This is a genomic window from Nocardioides sp. P4_G4, assembly GCF_056401085.1.
This window is the reverse complement of sequence record NZ_JBFUKA010000047.1, coordinates 1-25,315: the sequence shown is the minus strand read 5'-3', so window position 1 is coordinate 25,315 and position 25,315 is coordinate 1. Positions and strand designations below refer to the sequence as shown.

Below are 25,315 nucleotides of genomic sequence, written 5' to 3'. Positions count from 1 at the left end.
CGTCAGCCGCGGTTCCGGTCCCAGTCGGCCCCGGGGGGACCTGCTTCGATCCACGCCTGGAAGCCGGTCAGCGAGGCCTCGCTCATGGCGATCTCGAACGGCCCGGACGGGGCCGTGCAGCACACGACGACGTGGCCGGCGTACAACGACATCTCCTCCGCGCCGACCAGGTCACGACGACCCGAGTAGGTCATCGTCTGGCGCGCCCAGCTCATCCGCGGTCGCGGGGAGAGCGAGAAGATGCGGAACCACTCCAGCGAGTCACCGCTGTAGCGACCCAGTCCGAGCAGCCATCCGCGACCCGGGTGGCCGGTGCGCATGCGGTAGCTCAGCTCGAAGGTGCCACCGTTGCGGGCGATGAGTCGACGCCGCACGATCAGGGCGACGCCGTACAGCAGCGGCAGGACCAGCAGGACGCCCGCGGACTCGAGCAGCCACTGCCACAACGGCATCCATACCTCCCTTGTGCCACCCACACGGTGCATTGCCTCGGCACCGCGAAATGCAGTGAGCGCACGGACCACCGACCGGTCCGTGCGCTCACCCTAGCGTCAGCTGTTGGTCACCCGGTCAGGACGCCCGCTCCACGGCCCGGACACGGGCCTCGGCGCGACGGACCGCCTCCTGGGCGGCGTCGTCGTTCTCGCCGCTGGACTTGGCGCGCTCGAGCTCGTGGCGTGCCTTCTCCAGGTCGATCTCGTGCGACATCTCCGCATGCTCGGACAGGATCGAGACCCGGTTGTTGGCCACCGACAGGAACCCGGCGTCCACGGCCGCGACCCACGTCTCGCCCTCGGCGGTCTGCACGTCGACGACTCCCTCGATGATCACCGAGAGCATCGGGGCGTGCCCGGGCAGGATGCCCACGTCACCGTCCGTGGTGCGCGCGATGACCATGCGGGCCTCGCCCGACCAGACCAGACGGTCGGCCGCGACGAGCTCCACGTGGAGGGGCTTGCTGGTGTGGTCGGCCATCAGAGGGTCTTCTGGATCTCAGCCCACTTGGCCTCGACGTCGTCGAGACCACCGCACATGAAGAACGCCTGCTCGGCGACGTGGTCGTACTCGCCGTCCGCGATCTTGTTGAACGCCTCGATGGTGTCCGCCACGGGAACCGTCGAGCCCTCGATGCCGGTGAACTGCTTGGCGACGTAGGTGTTCTGCGAGAGGAAGCGCTGGATACGGCGCGCCCGGGACACGATGATCTTGTCCTCCTCGGAGAGCTCGTCGACACCGAGGATCGCGATGATGTCCTGGAGCTCCTTGTTGCGCTGGAGGATCTGCTTGATCCGGACCGCGCAGCGGTAGTGCTCGTCACCGATGTACTGCGGGTCGAGGATCCGCGAGGTCGACGTCAGCGGGTCCACCGCGGGGTAGATACCGAGCGAGGCGATCTCTCGCGAGAGCTCGGTGGTCGCATCGAGGTGCGCGAACGTCGTGGCCGGGGCCGGGTCGGTGTAGTCGTCGGCCGGAACGTAGATCGCCTGCAGCGAGGTGATCGAGTGACCACGCGTCGAGGTGATGCGCTCCTGGAGCTGGCCCATCTCGTCGGCGAGGTTGGGCTGGTAGCCCACCGCGGACGGCATGCGACCGAGCAGCGTGGAGACCTCGGAACCGGCCTGGGTGAAGCGGAAGATGTTGTCGATGAAGAGGAGCACGTCCTGCTTCTGCACGTCGCGGAAGTACTCCGCCATCGTGAGGGCGGACAGGGCGACCCGGAGGCGCGTCCCCGGCGGCTCGTCCATCTGGCCGAAGACGAGGGCGGTCTGGCCGAGAACTCCGGCCTCCTCCATCTCGACGATGAGGTCGTTGCCCTCGCGGGTGCGCTCACCGACGCCGGCGAACACCGACACGCCACCGTGGTCCTTGGCGACGCGGGCGATCATCTCCTGGATCAGCACGGTCTTGCCGACACCGGCACCACCGAACAGGCCGATCTTGCCGCCCTGGACGTAGGGGGTGAGCAGGTCGATGACCTTGATGCCGGTCTCGAACATCTGGGTCTTGGACTCCAGCTGGTCGAACGCCGGCGCCTTGCGGTGGATGCCCCAGCGCTCGGCCGGCTCGAACGTCTCACCCTCGGCGAGGTTGAGGACGTCACCGGTGGTGTTGAACACCTTGCCGAGGGTGGCGTCACCGACGGGCACCGTGATGGGGCCACCGGTGTCGGTGATCTGGCCGCCGCGGACGAGGCCGTCGGTCGGCTTCATCGAGATGGCGCGGACCATGCCGTCGCCGATGTGCTGGGCGACCTCGAGGATGATCGAGTGCTTCTCACCGCCCAGCTCGAACTCGCAGGTCAGGGCGTTGTAGATCGCCGGCATCGAGCCGGTCGGGAACTCGATGTCCACGACCGGGCCGATGACACGGGCGATGCGACCGACCGAGCCGCCGGCCTGGTGGGTCGTCTCTTCAATGGTGGCAGTCATGTTCACTCACTCCCGGCTTGTGCGTCGGCAAGGGCATTGACGCCACCGACGATCTCGCTGATTTCCTGGGTAATGCCAGCCTGGCGAGCCTGGTTGGCGATGCGCTTGTACTTCTTGATGAGCTCGTCGGCGTTGTCCGTCGCGGACTTCATCGCCTTCTGACGGGCGGCCAGCTCGGAGGCGGCCGCCTGCAGCAGGGCGAAGAAGATCCGGCTCTGGACGTAGCGCGGGAGCAGGGAGTCGAGCACCTCGGACGGCGAGGGCTCGAACTCGTAGAGCGGCAGCAGCTCCTCGTCGGAGGGCTTCTCCTCGCCCTCCACGACCTCGAGGGGAAGCATCCGCAGGGCCTGGGGCTCCTGGTTGAGCATCGAGCGGAACCGCGTGTAGACCACGTGGACCTCGTCGACGCCCGGTGCGATGCCCTCCTCGGCCTCCGCGCCGGTCTCGCCGAGGAACGCCGAGATCAGCGTGGAGCCGATGTCCTGCGCGACGTCGTACGTCGGCTGGTCGGAGAAGCCGGTCCACGACTGCACCACGGGGCGCTGCCGGAACTTGAAGTAGGCCTCGCCCTTGCGGCCGGAGACGTAGACGTCGACCTCCTTGCCCTCCCCCTTGAGCTTCTCGATGAGGCGCTCGGCCTCCTTGAGGACGTTCGAGGAGTAGGCACCCGCGAGACCCCGGTCGGAGGTGACGATGAGGATCGCCGCCTTCGTCGGGTTCTCGGGCTCCACCGTCAACGCGTGGTCGACGTTGGAGAAGGTCGCGACGGCCGAGACCGCACGCGTGAGCTCGCGGGCGTACGGCGCGGCCGATTGGGCCCGCTGCTGCGCCTTGATGATGCGGGACGCGGCAATGAGCTCCATGGCACGCGTGATCTTCTTCATCGACTCCGTCGACTTGATCCGCGCGCGGTACTCACGTACCGAGAGAGCCATGGTCAGCCCCGCTTCTGCTTGACGATCTGCTCCTGCTCGACGTCCTCGTCCTCGAGGGCGACGTGCTCCTCGTGGCCGGCCTTGATGCTCTGGCCGTCCGAGGTCTCGAACTGGTCGAGGAAGGAGTCGTACGCCTTCTCGAGCTCGGACTCGGTGGAGTCCTCGAACTTCTGCGACTCGCGGATGCCGGCGAGGATGCCCTCGTGGCTGCGACGCAGGTAGTCCAGGAACTCGTTCTCGAAGCGGAGCACGTCGTCGGTGGGCACCTTGTCCAGGCGGCCCGAGGTGCCGGTCCACAGGGACACGGTCATCTCCTCGACGGGGTACGGCGAGTACTGGGGCTGCTTGAGCAGCGCCATCAGGCGCTGACCGCGGTCCAGCTGCTGGCGCGAGGCCGCGTCGAGGTCCGAGGCGAACATGGCGAAGGCCTCCATGGCGCGGAACTGCGCCAGGTCGACCTTGAGCGAGCCGGTGACGGCCTTCATCGCCTTGGTCATGGCCGAGCCACCCACCCGCGAGACCGAGACGCCCACGTCGATGGCGGGGCGCTGGTTGGCCGCGAACAGGTCCGACTGCAAGAAGATCTGGCCGTCGGTGATCGAGATGACGTTGGTCGGGATGAACGCCGAGACGTCGTTGGCCTTGGTCTCGATGATCGGCAGGCCGGTCATCGAGCCCTTGCCCATGTCGTCGGAGAGCTTCGCGCACCGCTCGAGCAGGCGGCTGTGCAGGTAGAACACGTCGCCCGGGTAGGCCTCGCGACCCGGCGGGCGGCGCAGCAGCAGCGACACGGCGCGGTAGGCCTCGGCCTGCTTGGTCAGGTCGTCGAAGACGATCAGGACGTGCTTGCCGTCGTACATCCAGTGCTGGCCGATGGCCGAGCCGGTGTACGGCGCGAGGTACTTGAAGCCGGCCGAGTCGGACGCCGGGGAGGCCACGATGGATGTGTACTCCAGCGCGCCGGCCTCCTCGAGGGCGCCACGCACGGAGGCGATGGTCGAGCCCTTCTGGCCGATGGCGACGTAGATGCAGCGGACCTGCTTGTCCGGGTCACCGGACTCCCAGTTGGCCTTCTGGTTGATGATCGTGTCAATCGCGATCGTGGTCTTGCCGGTCGCGCGGTCACCGATGATGAGCTGGCGCTGGCCACGACCGATGGGCGTCAGGGCGTCGATCGCCTTGATGCCGGTCGCCAGGGGCTCGTGCACCGACTTGCGCACCATCACGCCGGGGGCCTGGAGCTCGAGGGCACGACGCTCGTGCGACTCGATCTCGCCGAGGCCGTCGATCGGGGTGCCGAGCGGGTCGACCACGCGGCCGAGGTAGCCCTCGCCCACGGGGACCGAGAGGATCTCGCCCGTGCGACGCACGGTCTGGCCCTCCTCGATCTTGTCGAAGTCGCCCAGCACCACGACGCCGATCTCACGCGTGTCGAGGTTGAGCGCGATGCCCAGCGTGCCGTCCTCGAACTCGAGCAGCTCGTTGGCCATCACGGAGGGCAGGCCGCTGACGCGGGCGATGCCGTCCGCTGCCTCGGCAACGGTGCCGACCTCTTCCTTGCTGGCCGACTCAGGCTTGTAGTCGGACACGAAGCGCTGCAGCGCGTCCCGGATCTCGTCCGGACGGATCGAAAGCTCCGTCATCTGTCTTCCTTACTCTCGAGTGCTCGAAAAGTGCTGGGGTGGTGGTGCTGGATGGGGCTCGACGTCATGGGCTGGGCGTCATCAGCCGGCGAGCGAGCGCCGGGCCTCGTCGAGGCGGTTGGCGACGGTGCCGTCGATGACGTCGTCACCCACCTCGACCTTGATGCCGCCGATGACCTCGGGGTCCACCACCACGTTGAGGTGGATACGGCGGTCGTACTGCCGGGCCAGCGCGTCGGAGAGGCGCTGACGGTCGGCGTCGGAGAGCGGGTGCGCCACCCGGACGGTGGCGACGCGCTCGTCGTGGACGGTCGCAGCCACCTGCTGGTACGTCGTCAGGGCGGCCGCCACGGTCCGGTAGGTCCCGGCCAGCGCCTGCTGGGCCAGGGTCACCGTCGCCGGGAGCGCCTTGCCGTCGAGGAGCGACCGCACCAGTCCCGCCTTGTCGTCCTGGGACCGGGAGGGGTCCGACAGGGCGTCACGCAGGGTCGGGTTGTCGTTGACCGTCTGGCCGTAGGCGAACAGCTCGTCGGCCAGGCGGCCCGAGTCGTCGCCGGCCGAGCGGACCACGGCCACCTCGCCGAGGTGCTCGAGCGCGTCGGCCAGGTCCCGCGGCACCGTCCAGCGACGGGTCACGCCCGAGCCGAGCAGGTCGAGGGTGTTCTGGTCGACGCGGCCGCCGAAGATGTCACCGACGAGGCCCCGCTTGGCCGAGGCGTCGACGGACGCGTCCGTCGCCACCCGGCGCAACGCCGGCTCCGAGCGCAGCACCGACGAGACCGTGAAGAGGTCGTCACCGATGCGGCTCGCGTCCGCGCCGCCCCGCAGCCTGCTCTCCAGATCACTGGTGAGGGCCGCGAGGGCGTCCGCGGAAGCTCCACGCATGGCGCGGGCCATCAGTTGACCCCGCTCCCCGCGCTGGTCGAGCCGTCGGACTCGAGGTCGGCGAGGAAGCGCTCGACGACCCGGCTCTGGCGAGCCTCGTCGTCGAGGCTCTCACCGACGATGCGACCGGCAAGGGTCGTCGCCAGGGCGCCGACCTCTGCTCGCAGCGAGGTGACCGCCTGCTGGCGCTCGGCCTCGATCTGGGTCTTCCCGTGCTCGACGATGCGTGAGGACTCGGCCTGGGCCTGCTCCCGCATCTCGGCGACGATCTGAGCACCCTGCTCTCGGGCCTCCTCGCGGATGCGAGCGGCCTCGTGCCGGGCGTCGGCGAGCTGCTTCTCGAGCTGGGCGAGCTTGGCGTCGGCCTCGGCCTGCTTGGTCTCGGCCGCGCTCAACCCACCCTCGATCGCCTCGGTGCGCTCGGCGAACGTCTTCTCGAAGCGGGGAACGACGAACTTCCAGATCGCGAAGAGCAGCAGTCCGAAGACCACCAGCGACGTGGCGAACTCGACGGGCACGAAGCCGAGCGGGTTCTCCGGCGCATGGCCGCCCTCCTCGGCGCGGATGATCACATTCTGCATGGCAGTCCTTCGTCAGTGCGTGCGAGCGGGGGCGTCAGAGAACGAACGCGAGCGCGATACCGATGATGGCGAGCGCCTCGGCGAGCGCGAAGCCCAGGATCGCGATCGACTGGAGGCGACCCTGCGCCTCCGGCTGGCGGGCGACACCGGAGATGTAGGCCGCGAAGATCAGGCCGATGCCGACGCCGGGGCCGATGGCCGCGAGTCCGTAGCCGATCATGTTGAGGTTGCCGTCCACGGCTATTTCCTTTCGTTGTTCCTACTGGAGTGGTGAAGTCGTGCTACTCGGGAGCTCAGTGCTCGTCGGCGAGGGCACCCGAGATGTACATGGCGTTGAGCAGGGTGAAGACGTAGGCCTGCAGGAACTGCACCAGCAGCTCGAGGAAGGCGATCGCGATGGCGAGCACCCAGGCCATGGGCCCGGCCACGTAGCCGATGCCGCCCTGCTCGAGGAGGTAGAGGCCACCGGTGGTGAAGAGGATCAGGAGCAGGTGGCCGGCGAACATGTTGGCGAACAGACGCAGGGCCAGCGTGACGGGGCGGACCACGATGTTGGAGAAGAACTCCAGGGGCACCAGCAGCGGGTACATCAGGGGCGTGAYGCCCGACGGCACGGTCTGCAGCTTGAGGTAGCCCCCGAGGCCGTGCTTCTTGATGCCGACCGCGTTGTAGATGACCCAGCTCAGCGCCGCGAGCGCGTAGGCCATGGAGGCCCGCGAGAAGGTGGGGAACTGGATCATCGGGATCGACGCCATGACGTTGTTGACCAGGATGAAGAAGAAGAGCGTCACCAGGTAGGGCACGAACCGCTGGAAGTCCCGGCTGCCGATGATGTCGCGGCCGATGGAGTTGCGGACCATGCCGTAGGCGGTCTCGCCGGCGAACTGCATGCGGCCCGGGACGAGGGACACGCGACGCGTCGCGGCGTAGAAGAAGGCGAAGACGACCAGCGCAGCCAGCACGAGCTGGACGAGCGGCTTGGTGACGGCGTACTCCCCCAGGTGGAAGAGCGGCACGTCGCTGAAGTCGAAGCTGTTGGGCCCCGGCGGGACGAACTCGTCCCCGGACTCCGCCATGGCGATGCCGAACATCGTGGTCACCAAATCTCCTACCGGCTTGCCTTGTTGAATCGTGCGTACGTCATGTAGATCCCGAAACCTGCACCGACGAGGATCCCGATCGCGACGAGGAACGTCGTTCCCAGCCAGCGATCAAGCAGCCACCCGACCAGTCCGTAGACAGCAACCCCCGAGACGATGTAGCCGAAGGCGTGCCAGGGGTCGCCCTTGGGGGAATCGTCAGGTCCGGCAGGCGGGGGATTCTCTCGAGCCATCGCGGACCGAACCCTAGCAGTCGTCGCGCTCATCCCTCACCCCCGGGCCGAGGGCCTGCGGACAGGTCGTAGACGGGGATGCGCTGCCTCCCGACGAGCCACACCTGCACCACCATCCAGGTCACCGTCAGGGCGATGACCGCGCCCGCGAACCAGCCGCGGGAGAGCTCGTCGCCCACGAGTCCGGCCCGCACGAGGGCCATCGCGACGGCCCCCATCAGCACGACCTGGAGCGTGTAGGTCATCAGGGCCACCAGGAGCGAGGCGGTAGGCATCGTGCGCGCGACGGTGTGCACCACGGCGGTACCGGACGCGAAGACCAGGAGGGCCACCCCTCCCCCGGCTGCTGCGCCGAGGGCACCGGGGCCACCGTCGACGATGCCGGCCAGGAGCGACGCCAGCACGACGAGGACCAGCCCGGCAGTCGCGGCACCGAGGAGCGGGGATGCACCGCGGCGGGTGTCCTGCTTCGACTCGGTCGTCATGGCGGCGGCCGTCCTGTGGAGGGTGTGCTGTCAACGGTGGTGCGGGGCGGTGGAGAGGCACTCCGACCGCTCGTGAAAACTATCACAAAGTCCCGCTGGGCTCCGAACCAAGGGGTTCCGCCTCCGGCTGGCCGGGCTTCTTGAGCACCGGGACCAGGAAGGTGAGGGCGACCGTGAGCGCGGTCATCACGCCGAGCCCCACCCACATCCACGGACCGCTGTACAGGCTGGTCAGGACCGCCCCGCAGGACACCAGCCCGGCCCACAGCCACATGATCAGGACCGCGCGGCGCTGGGAGTGGCCGATCTCGAGCAGGCGGTGGTGCAGGTGCTGCTTGTCGGGCGCGAAGGGCGAACGACCCGCACGGGTGCGGCGTACGACGGCGAGCACCAGGTCGGCGACCGGGACCATGAGCAGGGAAACGGGCAGCAGCACCGGCAGGACGGCGACGAAGATGCTGTTGCCCTCCGAGGAGATGTCGGTGCCGGCGAACTGGCCGGTGAGGGTCAGGGCGCTGGCGGACAGGACGAGCCCGATGAGCATCGATCCGGAGTCACCCATGAACAGCCGGGCCGGGTGGAAGTTGTGCGGCAGGAAGCCCGCACAGGCCCCGGCCAGGGCGGCGCTCAGCAGGGCGCCGGTGGTCGCCAGGGTCAGGTCCTTCTGCGCGGTGAGGACGTAGCAGAAGACGAAGAAGGCCAGCGCCCCGATGCAGACCACCCCCGCGGCGAGGCCGTCGAGGCCGTCGACGAAGTTGACCGCGTTGATGGTCGCCACCACCACGATCACCGTCAGGAGCGCCCCCTGGTTGGGATCGAGGAGGAACTGGGACCCGTCGCTGCCCGGGAGGTAGTAGAACCGCACGTCGAAGGCCACGAGCAGCCCGGCTGCCAGCACCTGACCCCCGAGCTTGGTGAGCGCGTCGATCTCGAACACGTCGTCCACCACCCCGACGGCACAGATCAGGGCGCCCGCGATCAGCACCACCCCGGCGTCGCGGAAGACGAAGTCGCCGCTGCGGGAGAGGAACGGCAGCTCGCGAGCCACCAGGTAGGCGGCGACCAGGCCGCCGAGCATGGCCAGTCCCCCGAGGTAGGGGATCGGGGCGTCGTGCACGTCGCGGTCGCGGACCGCGGCGACGGCGCCGGTGCGCAGGGCGATCTCGCGGGCGATGACGGTGAGCAGGTAGGTGGCCGTGCCGGCCACGAGGAAGACGAGGAGGTACTCGCGCATCAGGGCTCGTCGGTCAGGGTGGCACCGATCGGCTCGAGGACCTCGTTGAGCTCCTCGAGCGACAGGGCCCCGCGCCGCAGGATGCGCCCCCGCGGACCGGTGCAGTCCACGATCGTGGACGCCTCTCCCCCGTCGACCGGACCGCCGTCGACGATCACCTCGACGTCGTCCCCGAGCATCCGGGCGGCCTCGTCGGCGTTGCGGGCCGCCGGGTGACCGGTCGTGTTGGCGGAGCTCACGGCCAGCGGTCCGGTGCGCTCCAGGATGGCCAGCGCGACCTCGTGGTCGGGCATCCGCACCGCCACCGTGCCCCGGGTCTCGCCCAGGTCCCACTGCAGCGAGGTCTGCTGGCGGCACACGATCGTCAGCGGCCCGGGCCAGAAGCGCTCGACGAGTGCGCGGGCGTAGGCCGGCACGCCCCCGGCGAGGGCGTCGAGGGTCGTCGCCGTGCTCACCAGCACGGGCGGGGGCATCTCGCGACCTCGGCCCTTGGCGTCGAGCAGCGCCTGCACGGCGTCCGCGTCGAACGCGTCGGCCGCGACGCCGTAGACGGTGTCGGTGGGCAGCACGACCAGCAGCCCGCGTCGTACGGCGGTCGCCGCCGCCTCGATCGCCGCCTCGCGCTCGTCCTCGGTCGTCACCGCAAGCCGTTTCACGAGGGTCATCGTGCCAGTCGCGCCGTCGTGAAGCGCGGACGACCTGCCAGATCGCGGTGGTCGACGACCTCGGCCCAGCGTCCGGCGGCCCGCAGGACGTCCGGGGCCGCCTCGCCCTGGACGTCGGCGTGCTCGAACCCGAGCACCCCCCCGGGCCGCAGCAGGGCGGCCGCGCGCACCGCCAGGACGCGGATCGCGTCGAGGCCGTCGTCGCCGGAGAACAACGCCAGGTGCGGGTCGTGGTCGCGGGCCTCGACCGCCACCGACTCCCAGGCCTCGAGCGGGATGTACGGCGGGTTGCAGACCACCACGTCGACCGTTCCGAGCAGGTCGTCGAAGGCGGTGGCGAAGTCGCCCTGGCGCAGGTCGACCCCGGTGCCGGCCAGGTTGCGCTCGGCCCAGGCCCAGGCCCCCTCGTCGAGCTCCACGGCGTGCACGTCGGCGTCCGGGACCTCGTCGACCACGGCGCGGGCGATGGCGCCGGAGCCCGTGCACAGGTCGACGACCACTGGGGCGTCGATCCCGGCCGTCGCGTCGATGGCCCACCCGGCGAGGAGCTCGGTCTCGGGTCGGGGCACGAAGACGCCCGGCCCGACCAGCAGCTCGACGTAGCGGAAGGCGGCGGTGCCAGTGAGGTGCTGGAGCGGCTCGCGGGCCGCGCGACGGGCGACCAGCGCGTCGTACCGCTCCTGCTGCTCGGGCGAGACGTCGTCGACGAGGACGAGCCGGCCCGGCGACACGTCGAGGACGTGGGCGAGCAACAGCTCGGCGTCGCGATCCGGGGAGGCGACACCCGCCTCCCGCAGCACGTCCGCGGCGGCCCGGCGCACGGTCCGGGTCACTGCTCGAGCGCCTCGAGCCGGGCCGTCAGATCGGCGTCGAGGGACGACTGGAGGACGGGGCCGAGGTCGCCGTCGAGGACCTGGTCGAGGTTGTAGGACTTGTAGCCGGTCCGGTGGTCGGAGATGCGGTTCTCCGGGTAGTTGTAGGTGCGGATCCGCTCGGACCGGTCCACGGTGCGCACCTGGCTGCGACGGGCCTCGCTGGCCTCGGCGTCGGCGGCCTCCTGGGCGGCCGCGAGGAGGCGGGCCCGCAGGATGCGCAGCGCGGACTCCTTGTTCTGCAGCTGGCTCTTCTCGTTCTGGCAGCTGGCCACGATGCCGGTGGGCAGGTGCGTGATGCGCACGGCGGAGTCGGTCGTGTTGACGCTCTGACCGCCCGGACCGCTGCTGCGGTAGACGTCGATGCGCAGGTCGTTGTCGTCGACCTCGACGTCGACCGTCTCGGCCTCGGGCATGACGAGCACGCCGGCGGCGCTGGTGTGCACCCGTCCCTGCGACTCGGTGACCGGCACCCGCTGCACGCGGTGCACCCCGCCCTCGAACTTCAACATCCCGTACGGCGCCTCGCCGGGCTCCGGGGTGCCCTTGGCCTTGACCGCGACGGTGACCGACTTGTAGCCGCCGAGGTCGGACTCGGTGGCGTCGAGGATCTCGGTCCGCCAGCCGCGCGCCTCGGCGAAGCGGGAGTACATCCGCAGGAGGTCGGCGGCGAAGAGGGCCGACTCCTCGCCACCCTCACCCGACTTGACCTCCAGGAGTGCATCCTTGGCGTCGGCGGGGTCGCGCGGGACGAGCAGGTGGCGCAACCGCTCCTCGGCCTTCTCACGACGGGCCTCGAGCACGACCGCCTCGTCGGCGAAGTCCGGGTCGTCGGAGGCGAGCTCCCGGGCGGCCTCGATGTCGTCACCGAGCTGGAGCCACTCACGCCACGTGGCCACGACCGCGCTCAGCTCGGCGTAGCGCTGGTTGAGGCGCTTGGCCAGCCGCTGGTCGGCGTGCGTCTCGGGAGCGGCGAGCTGCTCCTCGAGCTCGGAGTGCTCGGCGACGAGTCCCTCGACGGCCTCGAACATCGGTGGGGGCTCCTGGGCGCTGGTGGGTGGACGTTCTGGGAAGTGCCGTTGAGGAAATGCACAGCGCCGACCTCCCGCGGTGCGGGAGGCCGGCGCTGGAGGAGAGCTACTTGCTCTCGGTGCTCTGCGGAGCCTTCTTGGCGTAGCGAGCCTCGAAGCGGGCCACGCGGCCGCCGGTGTCGAGGATCTTCTGCTTGCCGGTGTAGAACGGGTGGCACTGCGAGCAGACGTCGGCCTTGAGCGAGCCGGAGGTCGCGGTGCTGCGCGTGGTGAACGCGGCGCCACAGGTGCAGGTGACCTGGGTGTCGACGTACGCGGGGTGGATGTCCTTCTTCATGCGGTGTCCTCTCGAAACAATGCCGCCGGGTCGTCCACACGCGGCTGCGTGGACGTGAACCGGAGCCGGCACGCAAGTGTGCCACCCGTGACAACAGCGCACCCAATCGTGGCATTCCCGGCCGCGGCGGCCGGCCGGGGACGCCGATCAGCGGGCTCGGGAGAGCAGTGCCTCGACGCGGGTGGCCAGCTCCCGGGGGCTGAACGGCTTGGTGATGTAGTCGTCGGCGCCGGACCCGAAGCCCGTCTCGACGTCCGACTCCTGGGCGCGGGCGGTCAGCAGGATCACGGGCAGGTCGGCCAGCGCCGCATCGGCACGGATCAGGCGCACGGCCTCCAGGCCCGACAGCCCCGGCATCATCACGTCCRGCACCGCCAGGTCCGGGCGGTCGGCCTGGCAGGCGTCGACGGCCGCCTGGCCGTCCGACACCGCGACGATGTCGTGCCCGAGCGTGGAGAGCTTGAACTCCACGAGCTCCCGGATGTCGATGTCGTCGTCGGCGACCACGATGCGTGCCATGTCCGTCCCTCGCTCTCGTTCCTACCGACCCTAACCCGGGTCAGCGCCGCTTGCCCGAGGCAGCGACCGGGGTGCGCTGCACCTGGGTGAGCAGCTCGATGTTGGACTGCGTCGCGCGCACCCGCCCCAGGACGTCCTCGTTGGCCTCGACCGGGGTGCGGTCGAGCAGCGAGCGACGCAGCTTCTCGGTGATCTCGTGCTCCTCGCGGGTGAGCAGCAGGTCCTCGCGCCGGGTACCGGACGCGAGCACGTCGATCGCGGGGAACGTACGCCGCGCGGCCACGTCGCCGCTGAGCCGCACCACGCTGTTGGCGGTGCCGGTGAACTCCTCGAGGATGACCTCGTCGGTCGCCGAGCCGGTGTCCACCAGGGCGGTGGCCAGGATGGTGAGCGAGCCGCCCTGCTCGATGTTGCGAGCGGCACCGAAGAACGCCTTCGGGGGGTGCAGCGCGGTCGCGTCCACCCCGCCGGACAGCAGCCGCCCGTTGGCCGGGGCCGCGAGGTTGTAGGACCGGCCGAGCTGGGTGAGCGAGTCCAGCAGCACGACGACGTCGTGGCCGAGCTCGACGAGGCGCTTGGCACGCTCGATGGCCAGCTCCGCGACCATCGTGTGGTCGGTCGCCGGCCGGTCGAAGGTCGACGCGATGACCTCGCCCTTGACCGAGCGCTGGAAGTCGGTGACCTCCTCGGGACGCTCGTCGAGCAGCACGATCATCAGGTGGCACTCGGGGTTGTTGCGCGAGATCGACGCGGCCACGGACTGGAGCACCGTCGTCGTGCCGGTGGCCGGCGGGGCCAGCAGCAGGCCGCGCTGCCCCTTCCCGATCGGGGCGACCAGGTCGATCGTGCGACCGACGAGGTTGGCGGAGTCGGTCTCCAGGCGGAGCCGGTCGTCGGGGTGCACCGGGGTGAACGAGTCGAACTCGGCCCGGTCCCGCGCAGCCTCCGGGTCGGCGCCGTTGACGTTGTCGATGCGCACCATCGGGTTGAACTTCTCCTTGCGCTCGCCCTCGCGGGGCTGGCGCACCTGACCGACGATGGCGTCGCCGCGGCGCAGGCCGAACTTCCGCACCATGGACAAGGAGAGGTAGACGTCGTCGGTCCCGGGCAGGTAGCCCGAGGTGCGGACGAAGGCGTAGTTGTCGAGCACGTCGAGGATGCCGGCCGCCGGCACGAGGACGTCGTCCTCGAGCACGGTGGTGTCGGGCTCGTTGCGGTTGCCCGGACGGGGGGCGGTCCGGTCGCGGTCGCGCCCACGGCGGCGGCGGTTGCGGCGGCTGCCGCCCTCACCGTCGTCGTCCTGGTCCTGGTCCTGCTGGTTGCCCTGGTTGCCCTGCTGGCCGGCCTGCTGCTGGTTGGCCTGCTGGTTCCCGGACTGCTTGCCCTGCTGGTTGCCGGCCTGTTGGTTGCCGGACTGCTGGTTCCCGGACTGCTGGTTGCCGGCCTGCTGGTCGGCGGCCTGGCGCTCCTGCTGGCGGTCGGGCCGCTCCTGCTGGCGGTCCTGCTGCTGGCGGGACTTCTGGTCCTGGCCCGTGGCAGCGGACTTCTCCGAGCCCTTGTCGGACCCCTTGTCGGACCCCTTGTCCGAGCCCTTGTCCGAGCCCTTGTCGGAGCCCTGGTCCGCGGTCCGGTCCTGCGCTCGCTCCTCGGTACGGCGCTGGCCGTCCCGGGGTGCGTCGTCCTGCTGCCGGGCCTGGTTGCGGGTGCGCTGGCGCGACGGGCGCTGCTCGTCGGCCGCGGTGGAGTCGGACCCGGCGGACCCGGTCTGCGCGGACTCGGGAGCGGGCTTCTCGGCGCTCGCCGGGGCGTCGGCGGCGTCGGCCGGGGCGGAGGCCGGGACGCGACGTGCGGGGCGCTGGGTGCGGGTCACCCGCGGGGCACTGCTGGCCGCTGCGGGCTGCGCCGTGGCCGGGGCCGCCGACGAAGCGCCCGTCTGGGCCGCCTTGATGGCGTCGACGAGCTGCGCCTTCTTCATGGAGCCCGCACCGGATATGCCCATGCCGGCGGCCATCGACTTGAGGTCGGCGAGGAGCATGGAGCTGAGCCCGCCGCCACGCTTCTTGGCGCTGGGCGTTGCTGAGTCGGTCACGTAGGCCCTTCCCACGCTTGGAGCCGGCTCCCGACGAGGAGCTGGCTGGTTGCTGACAGGTGGTCCCGGGACCGGTTGGTCGCGTGCGCACGACACGCACACCGGGAGGAGGGGGCGCCCCCGGGCCGGCGGACGGACCGCGGCGGCGGGAGCTCACGCCGAACGGCGCGCGCACAGGCTAGCAGGGGTGGTGCGTCACTCCGCCACGACGACACCGCGGGGCTCCACATCCAGCACGTGGTGCGCCCAGCCCGTGGGGCTGCGGTCGGCCAGGGTGTGGTGGGTGGCCCCGACGAAGGCCAGCACGGTCGGGCCCGCACCGCTGATCACGGCAGGGACACCGTCCTCGCGCAGCCGGTGCACCAGGGCCAGGGACTCCGGCATCGCTGGCGCCCGCTGCTCCTGGTGGAGGTAGTCGCGGGTGGCGGCGAGCAGGTGCTCGGGACGACCCGCCAGGGCGGCGACCAGCAGCGCGGTCCGGCCGCTGTTGGCGGCGGCGTCGGCGTGCGGCACCACGTCGGGCAGCAGACCCCGGGCGACCTCGGTCGCCACCGGGGTGGAGGGCACGAAGACCTCCACCCGCACGCGCGGGTCGACGGCCGACGGGACGGCGTACCACTCCCCCGCCTCGCGCCCGCAGATGACGAAGCCGCCCAGCAGGGCGGGGGCGACGTTGTCGGGGTGACCCTCGAGGTCGGCCGCGAGCCGGAGCAGGGACGCCTCGTCGAGCAGGAGCTGGCCGCCGGCCACCAGGGCCCGGGCCAGGGCGACGCCGGCCACGATCGCCGCCGACGACGACCCCAGCCCCCGGCTGTGCGGGATGACGTTGCGGCACGACAGGCGCAGGCCGGGGGGCCGCGCCTCCATCGCGTCGAACGCCGCGAGCATGGCGCGGACCACGAGGTGCGAGGCGTCGCGCGGCACGTCGTCGGCGCCTTCGCCGGTCACCTCGACCACGATGCCCGAGGCCGTCACCTCGGCCTCGAGCTCGTCGCGCAGCGACAGGGCCAGGCCCAGGGAGTCGAAACCGGGGCCCAGGTTGGCGGAGGTCGCGGGCACGGAGACCCGCACCGGCCCCTCGACGTAGGTCGGCATCCCTCAGGCGAGCCCGGCCGCCGCTGCCGCGGCATCCACGTCGGCGTCCACCACGGTGTCGACGATGTCGCCGAACGACTCCAGCGCCGTCGCGGTGTCCTTGAGCCCGTGGCCGGTCACCGTGATCGCGACCGTCGCCCCGGTGTAGCTCTCCCCCGCCGCCAGCTCCGCCAGCAGGCCGGCGACGCCGGCGGCCGAGGCAGGCTCGACGAAGACGCCGTCGTGGCGGGCCAGCTCGACCTGCGCGGCCAGGATCTGGGCGTCCGACAGGGCGGCGAAGCGTCCGCCGGACTCCTGGGCGGCCGACTCGGCCAGCTTCCAGGAGGCGGGGTTGCCGATGCGGATCGCGGTCGCCTTGGTCTCCGGGTCCGGGAACGGCTCACCGGTCACCAGCGGGGCCGCGCCCTCGGCCTGGAAGCCGCGCATCACGGGCCGCCGGCTGGACCGGCCCAGGTCGGCGTACTGCTCGTAGCCCATCCAGTACGCCGAGATGTTGCCGGCGTTGCCAACCGGCAGCAGGTGGTAGTCGGGGGCATCGCCGAGGAAGTCGCAGATCTCGAAGGCGGCGGTCTTCTGGCCCTGCAGGCGCACCGGGTTGACCGAGTTGACCAGCGCGACCGGGTAGTTCCAGGCGAGGCCCTTGGCCATGTGCAGGCAGTGGTCGAAGTTGCCCCGGACCATGATGATCTGCGCGCCGTGGACGACGGCCTGCGCCATCTTGCCGGCGGCGATCTTGCCCTCGGGCACCAGCACCAGGGGCTTGAGCCCGGCCTTGGCGGCGTACGCGGCCATCGACGCCGACGTGTTGCCGGTCGAGGCGCAGACGACGGCCCGGGCGCCCTCGTGCTTGGCGACGGAGATCGCGGTCGTCATGCCGCGGTCCTTGAAGGAGCCGGTCGGGTTGTCGCCCTCGACCTTGAGCCACACCTGGCCACCGGTCAGCGAGGAGAGCCACTCCGAGTGCACGAGCGGCGTGCCGCCCTCGCGGAGGGTGACCGCCTCCAGGCCCTCGGGCAGCAGGTCGATGAGGTCGCGGTACTCCTCGATGAGGCCCCGCCACTGGTGGTGGGCCCACGGTGCGTCGCTCACTCGTCCCCTCCCTCGACCCGCATCACCGAGGTGACGTCGCGGACGATGTCCATGGTGCGCAGGTGCTCGACGGTGGCGCTGAGGGCGGCGTCGGTCGCGGCGTGCGAGACGACGACGAGCTGCGCGTCGGCGCCGCGTCCCTCCTGGCGCACCGTCTGGATCGAGACGCCCTGGTCGGCGAAGGCGGTCGCGACCGCCGCCAGCACGCCGGAGCGGTCGTCGACGTCGAGGGCCACGTGGTAGCGGGTCCGCGTCTCGCCCATGGGCAGCACGGCCCGATCGGCGTACGCCGACTCACCGGCGCCGCGCGTGCCGGCGAGGCGGTTGCGGGCCACGGTGACCAGGTCGCCCAGCACGGCGCTCGCGGTGGGCGAGCCACCGGCGCCGGGACCGTAGAACATCAGCTGGCCGGCGGCCTCGGACTCCACGAACACGGCGTTGTAGGCCTCGCGCACGCTGGCCAGCGGGTGCGAGCGCGGGATCATCGCCGGGTGCACGCGCACGGCCACCTGGTCGTCGCGCAGCTCGCAGATCGCGAGCAGCTTGACCACCGAGCCCATCTCGCGGGCCGAGGAGATGTCGCCGGCGGTGACCTCGGAGATGCCCTCGCGGTAGACGTCCGCGGCCGTGACCCGCGAGTGGAAGGCCAGGCTGGCCAGGATCGCGGCCTTGGCGGCCGCGTCGAAGCCCTCGACGTCGGCGGTCGGGTCGGCCTCGGCGTAGCCGAGCTCCTGGGCCTCCTCGAGTGCCTCGGAGAAGCCCGCCCCCGAGGTGTCCATCTTGTCGAGGATGAAGTTGGTGGTGCCGTTGACGATGCCGAGCACGCGGGTGACCTTGTCGCCGGCCAGCGACTCGCGCAGCGGCCGCAGGATCGGGATGGCCCCGGCCACGGCGGCCTCGTAGTAGAGGTCGCGGTCGGCCTTCTCGGCCGCCTCGAAGAGGGTGGGGCCGTCCTCGGCCAGCAGCGCCTTGTTGGCGGTCACGACGCTGGCGCCGTGGTCGAGCGCGGAGAGGATCAGCGAGCGTGCGGGCTCGATGCCCCCGATCACCTCGACGACCACGTCCACGTCGTCGCGCGCGACGAGACCGGCCGCGTCGGTGGTGAGCAGGTCGGCCGGGACGTCCACCTCGCGCGTCGCGTCCAGGCGGCGTACGGCGACCCCCACGAGCTCCACCGGTGCACCCACCCGGGCCTCGAGGTCACCGGCCTGCTCGGTCAGCAGCCGCACCACCTGCGACCCGACCGAGCCGCACCCGAGCACCGCGACCCGGAGCCTGTCCGGTCGCTTGTCTCCCTCACCCATCACGCACCCACGTCTGTCGACAGCACATCGTCCTCAGTCTCGCGCCTGAGCACCACGGAGGTCTTCCCGTCCYGCACAGCGATCACCGGAGGACGCAGCGCGTGGTTGTAGTTGGAGGCCATCGAGCGGCAGTAGGCGCCGGTGCCGGGCACGGCCACCAGGTCGCCGGGTCGCACGTCGCCGGGCAGGAACTCGTCCTTGACCACGATGTCGCCCGCCTCGCAGTGCTTGCCGACCACGCGCGCCAGCATCGGCGGACGCTCGGAGGCACGCGAGGCGAGCGTGCAGGAGTAGTCGGCGTCGTACAGCGCGGTGCGGATGTTGTCGCTCATCCCGCCGTCGACCGAGACGTAGGTACGCCGGGCGCCGCCGTCGAGGGCGACCTCCTTGACCGTGCCCACCTCGTAGATCGTGCACATCGCCGGGCCGACGATGGCGCGTCCGGGCTCGATGGAGAGGCGGGGTACGTCGACGCCGAGCGCCCGGCACTCGTGCTCGACGATCTTGGTGAGCTCGGCGGCGAGCTGCGCGGGATCGCTGGGGTCGTCCTGGGTCGTGTAGGCGATGCCGAAGCCCCCGCCGAGGTCCATCTCGGGCATCTGCACGCCGAGCTCCTCGCTGACCCGGGCGTGCAGGGCCAGCACCCGTCGGGCCGCGACCTCGAAGCCGGAGGAGTCGAAGATCTGGCTGCCGATGTGGCTGTGCAGCCCGAGCAGGCGAAGCCCCGGGGCCGCCTCGATCCTGCGGACCGCCTCGAAGGCGTCGCCGGAGGCGATCGAGAAGCCGAACTTCTGGTCCTCGTGCGCGGTGGCGATGTACTCGTGGGTGTGGGCCTCGACGCCGGCGGTGACCCGGATCATGACGCCGACGGTGCGGCCGAGCTCGGCGGTGACGCCGGCCAGCCGCTCGATCTCGTCGAACGAGTCGACGATGACCCGGCCCACACCGAGCTCGACGGCCCGCTCGAGCTCGCGCAGCGTCTTGTTGTTGCCGTGCAGGCCGACACGCTCCATCGGGAAGCCGGCCCGCTCCGCGACGGTCAGCTCGCCCCCGGAGCACACGTCGAGGTGCAGGCCCTCCTCGGCCAGCCACCGCACCGTGGTCGTGGAGAGGAACGCCTTGCCGGCGAAGAAGACGTCGTAGTCGGCGAACGCGTCGCCGAAGGCTCGCGCACGCTCGCGGAAGTCGCGTTCGTCCAGGACGTACGCCGGGCTGCCGTGCTCGGCCACCAGGTCGGGCAGGGGGACGCCGCCGACTCTGAGCACGCCGTCGTCCTTGCAGGCGGTCGAGGACCACAGGCTGGGGACGAGCGCGTTGGCGTCGGCCGGCTCACGCAGCCAGTGCGGTCCCCGGAGGGCGCCGTCGGCGTGGGCCCAGCCGGAGGGGTGGGAGGTGGGCACGGGTCACATCCGTTCGGGAGCGGAGACGCCGAGCAGGTCGAGTCCGTTGGCGAGCACCGTCCGCGTGGCGGCCACGACGACCAGGCGCGCCTCGTTGACCGGCGCCACGGGCTCGTCGCCCTGCGGGAGCATCCGGCACTCCTTGGTGTCGTACCACTTGTTGAAGACGGCGGCGGTGTCCTCGAGGTAGCGCGCGATCCGGTGGGGCTCGCGCAGCTCCGCGGCGCTGGCGACCACCCGTGGGAACTCGGCCAGGGCCCGCAGCAGGCGACCGTCGAGCTCGTGGTCGAGCAGCGAGGGGTCGAACGCGTCGCCGGGCAGCGACATCCCCAGGTCGGCGGCGTTCTCCATCATCCGGCAGGTCCGCGCGTGGGCGTACTGCACGTAGTAGACCGGGTTGTCGCTCGACGCCTTGGTGATCTCCGCGACGTCGAGGGTCAGCGGACTGTCGGCCGGGTAGCGCGCGAGCGAGTAGCGCAGCGCGTCCACCCCGATCTCGTCCACGAGCTCGGTGAGGGTGACGATGGTGCCCGCCCGCTTGGAGAGTCGCAGCTCCTCTCCGTCCCGCAGGATCTTGACCAGCTGGCCGATCATCACGTCGAGCGTGAGCGCCGGGTCGTCGCCCACGCAGGCGGCCATGGCGCGGAGCCGGCCGACGTACCCGTGGTGGTCGGCGCCGAGCAGGTAGATGCAGTGGTCGAAGCCCCGTGACCGCTTGTTGAGGTAGTAGGCGGTGTCGGAGGCGAAGTAGGTCAGCTCGCCGTTGGAGCGGATGAGCACCCGGTCCTTGTCGTCGCCGAAGTCCGTCGTCCGCATCCACAGCGCGCCGTCGGCCTCGAACAGGTGGCCGTTGTCCTTGAGTCCCTGCAGGGTGTCGGCCACCGACCCGTCGGCGCCCTCCTCGTGCAGCGCGCGCTCGGAGAACCACACGTCGAAGTGGGTGTTGAAGCCGTCGAGCTGGGCCTGCTGCTCCGCGAGCTGCAGGGCGTAGCCGGCCTCCCGGAACGCGGGCAGCCGCTCCTGAGCGGGGAGGTCGACGATGCCCGGCTGCTCCGCGACGATCTGGGCGGCCAGGTCGGCGACGTACGCGCCCTGGTAGCCGTCCTCCGGGATCGGGCGACCCAGCGCCGCGGCCTCCAGCGAGGCCCCGAACAGGTCCATCTGGTTGCCGCGGTCGTTGATGTAGAACTCCCGCGCCACCGTCGCTCCCGCGGCCTCCAGCACGCGCGCGATGGCGTCGCCGAGCACGGCCCAGCGGGTGTGGCCGAGGTGCAGCGGACCGGTCGGGTTGGCGGAGATGAACTCGATGTCGACCGACTGGCCGGCCAGTGTCCGCGAGTGGCCGTAGGTGTCGCCGGCCGCGAGGATCTCCGCGCCCACCCGGCCCTGGGCGTCCGCGTCGACGGTGATGTTGAGGAAGCCGGGGCCGGCGACCTCGACGGCGGCGATCCCCTCGGCGGTGGCGAGGCGGGCGCTCACCAGCTCGGCGAACGCGCGCGGGTTGGTGCTCGCCCCGTCGACCAGCGCGGCCTTGGCCAGCTGGAGCGCCACGTTGGTGGCGTAGTCGCCGTGGCCCTTCTGGCGCGGCCGCTCCACGGTCACGCCCGTCGGCACCCCGCCCGGCAGCGTCACGGAGCCGTCCGCCACGAGGTCCTCGAGGACGTCGACGATGGTCAGGGAGAGCTGGCCTGGGTTCACCGACCCAGCCTATCGGCGCCGGTCACCTCGACCCGAACCGGTTTCGCCGTGCGACGAGCAGGGTTGTAGGGTCTGCTTCGCCCGGGCCTCCGTAGCTCAGGGGATAGAGCACTGGTTTCCGGTACCAGGTGCCGCAGGTTCGAATCCTGCCGGAGGCGCACGCGAACGGTGGGGAACATCCGGCGGCCACAGGCCGTCCGATGTTCCCCACTGGTCATTTCGGCGCGAGTGGTTTCGACACCGTTCCTTTGGTGTAACACTGCGTTACCCACGGGTACGCATGCGCGCGGACCGTGGCTCACCACGCGTCGACACCCCTTGGAGCACCCACGTGAGCAAGCTGATCTCGGGCCTGGCCCTCTCCCTGGCCACCGCCACCGCACTGACGGGAGCACTGGTCGTCGGACCCGGCGCGACGGCCGCCGAGCCCCGCCGCGCACCCGCCCTCACCGACTTCGGCTTCCGCGCCGACGTCTACGGGGTCAAGCTGGTGACCGACAACGTCGAGGCCTTCGACGTCAAGGACGCGCACGCCCAGCTGCGCTGCACCCGGGCGGTCGGCCAGTCGGTCGAGAAGACGTCCGCGGTGAGCGTGCCGGGCAACCCGCTCATTCACGTCGCCGCCAGCACGAGCCGCACCGACACCTACCGCGACGGCGACCGCAACGGGGTGCGCGGGGTCAACACCATCGGCGACATCCGCATCGGCGGCACCGTCAACGGGGTGGCCACCCCCAGCCTGGTCATCGGGGGTCTCACCACCACCGCCGACGCGTTCCACACCCCGAAGGGCTTCGGCCACGCCGAGACCTTCGACTTCGCGAGCATCCGCCTCGAGCTCCTGCAGGGCACCCCGCTGCAGGGCACCCCCCTGGAGCAGCTGCTGGCGCCCCTGGACCAGGTGACCGACACCGTCTTCGAGGGCACCGGCGCGGCCGCCAACCAGGTCTTCCAGGTGCTGCGCTCTGCCACCGCGCCGATCCAGATCCCCGGCCTGGGCTCCATCGCCCTGGGCAAGGTCCGCGGCCAGGCCTCGGGCAAGCGAGCCACCTCGGAGGCCATGGCCCTGGAGATCGTCGTCGACGCCGGCGGCCGCCGCCAGCTCGTCGAGGTCGGGTCCGCCAACGCGCGCATCGGCGCACCCGCTCCGGCCGGGGTCTTCCGCGCCGGCGGCACGGCGCTCGACTTCCAGGTGCTGCAGGACAACCTCCACTTCGGTGGGGTGCAGCACAAGTCGCTGCCCTGCGAGGGCACCCTGGGCCGGACGCAGACCTTCCGTGTCCCCTCCGCCTCCGTGCTCTTCGGCCTGCTCGCCGGGCTGCGCGACGTGACCTACACCCACCGCGGCAGCCAGGACGCCAAGCGCGACTTCGCCAAGGGCCTCACCGGGACCCGCATCGAGTCCGTCTCGGTCCCGTCCGTCGGCCTGGAGATCAACGGCGTCGAGAGCTCGGTGCGGATGCGCGGCAAGGAGCGCAAGCCGGTCCGGGCCCGCGTCGCGACCACCATCACGTCGATCACCATGAACGGCCAGCCCGTCCCGGTCCCCGCCCCGGGTCGTACCTCCGAGCTGCCCAACGGGGTCGGGCTCGTCCAGCGCGAGCTGGTGAGGCGCAGCCGGTACGGCGCCAGCGTCATCGCCCTGCGGGTCACGCTCTTCCAGCAGGCCGTGGTGATGGACCTCGCCCTGTCCGACGGGCACATCTACCCGCGCTGAGGGCGCGGGTCCAGAACGATCAGCAGCCGTGCAGGGTGGCGTCGCTCCGGGCGGCGTCACCCAGCCGGCGGGCCTGGGCGACGTCGGGGAAGACCACGCTCTGGTCACCCACCGTGCCGATCCGGCCCTGGACCACGCACGTGGTGATCCGACCGGGCTCCACCTGGGCCACGGCCTGGGCCAGCTCGTAGATCTCGGCCGGTCCCAGGTCGGTGGCCAGGTGCTTCATGACCGTCATCACGCCGCGCTCGACGAAGCCGGGCCGGTCGGCCTGGGAGCGGATGCGGGCATGGATGCCGCGCAGGGTGCGCTGCTGGTTGGCGGAGCGGTCGAAGTCGCCGCCGGGGAGCTCCTTGCGGATCCGGGAGAACGCCATGGCGTCGTACCCGCCGAGGTGGATGCGGCCGGCGGGGAACCCCTCCTTCTTGAGGTAGGGGTCCTGGAAGCGGCGCGGGTTCATCACCTCGATGCCACCGATGTCGTCGACCATGTCCTCGAAGAACGGGAACCGGGTGACCATCACGTAGTCGGGCGTGATGCCGACCAGGTTGCGCATCGCGCCGGCGATGCCCTGCGGACCGCCGTAGTAGAGGGCGGCGTTGATCTTGTTCATCCCGTGCCCGGGGATCGAGACCCACGAGTCGCGGGGCACCCCGATCGCGGTCGCCGCGTCGGTCCGGGTGTTGATGCCGACCAGCTGCAGGGCGTCGCCGCGCGAGTGCAGCATGTCCTCGCCGGGCCGGGCGTCGGAGCCCACCGCGAGGATCCACACCACGTCGGGCCCGACCGACACTCCCCCGGCGCGCTTGATGCGCACCAGCTCGACGTCGGTCGACTGGACCGCCGCGTCCGGCACGACGAACGCGGAGGCCGCGAGGACCGCCGCCAGGGTGAGCAGGCGCAGGGTGCGGGAGAGGCGCGTCATCACAGCCAGCCCTTCGTGACGTCGTAGCCGAAGATCCGCCAGCCGGCGGGACGACGGGTGAGGAACACGCGTCCCCGCACCTGGAGCCGCCGGCTCGGGGCACCGTCGTCGAGGGCCACCCGCATGCGCAGGTCGAACCGCGCCGTGACGGACCTCACGCGACGGTCGACGGACAGCAGGTCGAGGCGGGCCTTGCGCATCAGCGGGGTGATCGAGGCGACGCGGTCCCCGATGTCGGCGTTGGACATCAGGTCGCGGTCGTAGCGGGCGCGGCGGGTCGCTCCCGGGGTGAAGCCCGGGTAGCTGCCGAAGTCGGTGCGGGGGTAGGCGCCCCCGACGTACGCCGTGTCCCACCAGCGGTCGACGACCTCGGTGACCTCGCGGCGCACGGCCTTGCGGCGGGCGCCGGGCAGCTTGCCGACCACGGTGCCGATGTCCGCGCGGGTCGTGAGGGGCGACGGTCCGCTGACCGACGTGGTGGTGGCGGTCTCGGTGGTGCCTGACGTGGGGCGCGGGGTCGAGCCGTCGCTGCTGCAGGCGCCGGTCGCGAGGACCAGCGCCAGGACGGCAGCGCAGACGGGGCTCCGGAAGGGGGTGCTCATCGGGTCTCCAGGGGTGTTTCGTGTGGCGCTCGTGACACCTTGCACCAAGGGGCGGGCGCGGCCCTGCATTTGCGGGCGTGTACGACTAGCCTTTGAGTGAAGGAATTCCCGATCACGTGCCCAAGTGGAAGAGGCGAAGCAACTCGTGGCGCAGTCACAGGCCGACCAGTCCGGATCAACCCCTGCACCGTCCGCAGATCTCGGAGCCAATGAATGGCTCGTCGAGGAGATGCGTGAGCAGTACGACAAGGACCCCGGCAGTGTGGGGCCGCAGTGGGCGGCCTACTTCGGCGGCAGCTCGACCAACGGCTCCAGCAACGGGTCCGACACGAGCGCCGGCAGCGGCACGGTGAAGGCCCCTGCGCAGCCGGCCGCGAAGCCCGCCGCCGCGCCCGCCCCCGCGTCGGCGCCCCAGTCGTCCCGCGGTCCGGCCAAGGCCCCCGCGCC

The 25,315-nt window shown here is 71.1% G+C and carries 26 protein-coding genes, 1 tRNA gene and 1 pseudogene; 3 read left to right on the top strand and 25 right to left on the bottom strand.

The features are described 5' to 3' along the window. Positions 1-2 precede the first annotated feature (2 nt). The 23 genes from AC1DQF_RS12390 to argS all read right to left on the bottom strand — a co-directional run bounded on the left by AC1DQF_RS12390 (position 3) and on the right by argS (position 21,624). Positions 3-452: a DUF2550 domain-containing protein gene (locus tag AC1DQF_RS12390; protein ID WP_477525522.1), complete on the bottom strand. Its 450-nt coding sequence runs from the start codon at positions 450-452 to the stop codon at positions 3-5. A gap of 118 nt (positions 453-570) precedes the next feature. Further along, a complete protein-coding gene (locus AC1DQF_RS12385) occupies positions 571-975 on the bottom strand; it encodes a F0F1 ATP synthase subunit epsilon (RefSeq protein ID WP_477525521.1) in 405 nt (134 codons plus the stop codon). Further along, positions 975-2,435 carry a F0F1 ATP synthase subunit beta gene (atpD, locus tag AC1DQF_RS12380; RefSeq protein WP_477525520.1) on the bottom strand — a complete coding sequence of 487 codons (1,461 nt, stop codon included), beginning with the start codon at positions 2,433-2,435 and terminating at the stop codon, positions 975-977. The genes AC1DQF_RS12385 and atpD overlap by 1 nt, the downstream gene beginning before the upstream one ends. After that, the gene (locus AC1DQF_RS12375; RefSeq protein WP_477525519.1) at positions 2,432-3,364 is read right to left on the bottom strand and encodes a F0F1 ATP synthase subunit gamma; all 933 of its coding nucleotides are present in this window, start codon (positions 3,362-3,364) and stop codon (positions 2,432-2,434) included. Before AC1DQF_RS12375 ends, atpD begins: the two co-directional genes overlap by 4 nt. Before the next feature lie 2 nt (positions 3,365-3,366). Further along, positions 3,367-5,007 carry a F0F1 ATP synthase subunit alpha gene (gene atpA / locus AC1DQF_RS12370; RefSeq protein WP_477525518.1) on the bottom strand — a complete coding sequence of 547 codons (1,641 nt, stop codon included), beginning with the start codon at positions 5,005-5,007 and terminating at the stop codon, positions 3,367-3,369. Between the two features lie 81 nt (positions 5,008-5,088). Continuing rightward, complete coding sequence (locus AC1DQF_RS12365; RefSeq protein ID WP_477525517.1) at positions 5,089-5,904, bottom strand: F0F1 ATP synthase subunit delta; 816 nt, start codon at positions 5,902-5,904, stop codon at positions 5,089-5,091. Continuing rightward, complete coding sequence (locus AC1DQF_RS12360; RefSeq protein WP_477525516.1) at positions 5,904-6,473, bottom strand: F0F1 ATP synthase subunit B; 570 nt, start codon at positions 6,471-6,473, stop codon at positions 5,904-5,906. Before AC1DQF_RS12360 ends, AC1DQF_RS12365 begins: the two co-directional genes overlap by 1 nt. 34 nt (positions 6,474-6,507) lie before the next feature. Next, on the bottom strand, positions 6,508-6,711 hold the full coding sequence (gene atpE / locus AC1DQF_RS12355) for an ATP synthase F0 subunit C (protein WP_269800883.1): 204 nt from the start codon (positions 6,709-6,711) through the stop codon (positions 6,508-6,510). Between the two features lie 55 nt (positions 6,712-6,766). After that, positions 6,767-7,564: a F0F1 ATP synthase subunit A gene (atpB, locus tag AC1DQF_RS12350; RefSeq protein ID WP_477525534.1), complete on the bottom strand. Its 798-nt coding sequence runs from the start codon at positions 7,562-7,564 to the stop codon at positions 6,767-6,769. 17 nt (positions 7,565-7,581) lie between these two features. Further along, positions 7,582-7,806: an AtpZ/AtpI family protein gene (locus AC1DQF_RS12345; RefSeq protein WP_477525515.1), complete on the bottom strand. Its 225-nt coding sequence runs from the start codon at positions 7,804-7,806 to the stop codon at positions 7,582-7,584. 29 nt (positions 7,807-7,835) lie between these two features. Then, positions 7,836-8,291, bottom strand: coding sequence for a hypothetical protein (locus AC1DQF_RS12340; RefSeq protein WP_477525514.1), 456 nt, complete (start codon positions 8,289-8,291; stop codon positions 7,836-7,838). A gap of 82 nt (positions 8,292-8,373) precedes the next feature. After that, positions 8,374-9,525 carry an MraY family glycosyltransferase gene (locus AC1DQF_RS12335; protein WP_477525513.1) on the bottom strand — a complete coding sequence of 384 codons (1,152 nt, stop codon included), beginning with the start codon at positions 9,523-9,525 and terminating at the stop codon, positions 8,374-8,376. Beyond that, positions 9,525-10,190: an L-threonylcarbamoyladenylate synthase gene (locus AC1DQF_RS12330; RefSeq protein WP_477525512.1), complete on the bottom strand. Its 666-nt coding sequence runs from the start codon at positions 10,188-10,190 to the stop codon at positions 9,525-9,527. Before AC1DQF_RS12330 ends, AC1DQF_RS12335 begins: the two co-directional genes overlap by 1 nt. Further along, a complete protein-coding gene (gene prmC, locus AC1DQF_RS12325; protein WP_477525511.1) occupies positions 10,187-11,023 on the bottom strand; it encodes a peptide chain release factor N(5)-glutamine methyltransferase in 837 nt (278 codons plus the stop codon). The genes AC1DQF_RS12330 and prmC overlap by 4 nt, the downstream gene beginning before the upstream one ends. Continuing rightward, the gene (gene prfA / locus AC1DQF_RS12320; RefSeq protein WP_477525510.1) at positions 11,020-12,093 is read right to left on the bottom strand and encodes a peptide chain release factor 1; all 1,074 of its coding nucleotides are present in this window, start codon (positions 12,091-12,093) and stop codon (positions 11,020-11,022) included. Before prfA ends, prmC begins: the two co-directional genes overlap by 4 nt. Positions 12,094-12,199: 106 nt before the next feature. Further along, the gene (rpmE, locus tag AC1DQF_RS12315) at positions 12,200-12,430 is read right to left on the bottom strand and encodes a 50S ribosomal protein L31 (protein ID WP_477525509.1); all 231 of its coding nucleotides are present in this window, start codon (positions 12,428-12,430) and stop codon (positions 12,200-12,202) included. A gap of 147 nt (positions 12,431-12,577) precedes the next feature. Then, positions 12,578-12,949, bottom strand: coding sequence for a response regulator transcription factor (locus tag AC1DQF_RS12310; protein ID WP_477525508.1), 372 nt, complete (start codon positions 12,947-12,949; stop codon positions 12,578-12,580). 40 nt (positions 12,950-12,989) lie between these two features. Beyond that, positions 12,990-15,038 carry a transcription termination factor Rho gene (rho, locus tag AC1DQF_RS12305; protein ID WP_477525507.1) on the bottom strand — a complete coding sequence of 683 codons (2,049 nt, stop codon included), beginning with the start codon at positions 15,036-15,038 and terminating at the stop codon, positions 12,990-12,992. A 195-nt stretch (positions 15,039-15,233) separates the two neighbouring features. Continuing rightward, entirely contained in the window at positions 15,234-16,133 is a 900-nt protein-coding gene (gene thrB / locus AC1DQF_RS12300) for a homoserine kinase (RefSeq protein WP_477525506.1), read from the bottom strand. A gap of 3 nt (positions 16,134-16,136) precedes the next feature. Continuing rightward, positions 16,137-17,222: a threonine synthase gene (thrC, locus tag AC1DQF_RS12295; RefSeq protein ID WP_477525505.1), complete on the bottom strand. Its 1,086-nt coding sequence runs from the start codon at positions 17,220-17,222 to the stop codon at positions 16,137-16,139. After that, positions 17,219-18,526, bottom strand: coding sequence for a homoserine dehydrogenase (locus AC1DQF_RS12290; RefSeq protein ID WP_477525504.1), 1,308 nt, complete (start codon positions 18,524-18,526; stop codon positions 17,219-17,221). The genes thrC and AC1DQF_RS12290 overlap by 4 nt, the downstream gene beginning before the upstream one ends. Further along, entirely contained in the window at positions 18,526-19,926 is a 1,401-nt protein-coding gene (lysA, locus tag AC1DQF_RS12285) for a diaminopimelate decarboxylase (protein WP_477525503.1), read from the bottom strand. The genes AC1DQF_RS12290 and lysA overlap by 1 nt, the downstream gene beginning before the upstream one ends. Positions 19,927-19,929: 3 nt before the next feature. After that, positions 19,930-21,624: an arginine--tRNA ligase gene (gene argS, locus AC1DQF_RS12280; protein WP_477525502.1), complete on the bottom strand. Its 1,695-nt coding sequence runs from the start codon at positions 21,622-21,624 to the stop codon at positions 19,930-19,932. Positions 21,625-21,709: 85 nt separating this feature from the next. On the opposite strand from argS, the gene AC1DQF_RS12275 reads away from it, so the two are divergent. Further along, positions 21,710-21,782: transfer RNA gene (locus tag AC1DQF_RS12275), tRNA-Arg, on the top strand. Positions 21,783-21,955: 173 nt separating this feature from the next. Next, on the top strand, positions 21,956-23,341 hold the full coding sequence (locus AC1DQF_RS12270) for a choice-of-anchor P family protein (RefSeq protein ID WP_477525501.1): 1,386 nt from the start codon (positions 21,956-21,958) through the stop codon (positions 23,339-23,341). A gap of 19 nt (positions 23,342-23,360) precedes the next feature. Here the strand turns inward: AC1DQF_RS12270 and AC1DQF_RS12265 are convergent, their stop codons facing one another. Both AC1DQF_RS12265 and AC1DQF_RS12260 read right to left on the bottom strand, forming a co-directional pair. After that, positions 23,361-24,266, bottom strand: coding sequence for an LCP family protein (locus AC1DQF_RS12265; RefSeq protein WP_477525500.1), 906 nt, complete (start codon positions 24,264-24,266; stop codon positions 23,361-23,363). Then, positions 24,266-24,868, bottom strand: coding sequence for a hypothetical protein (locus AC1DQF_RS12260; protein WP_477525499.1), 603 nt, complete (start codon positions 24,866-24,868; stop codon positions 24,266-24,268). Before AC1DQF_RS12260 ends, AC1DQF_RS12265 begins: the two co-directional genes overlap by 1 nt. Before the next feature lie 229 nt (positions 24,869-25,097). Here AC1DQF_RS12260 and AC1DQF_RS12255 point away from each other — a divergent pair. Further along, positions 25,098-25,315, top strand: a pseudogene (locus AC1DQF_RS12255) (hypothetical protein); the annotation flags it as partial.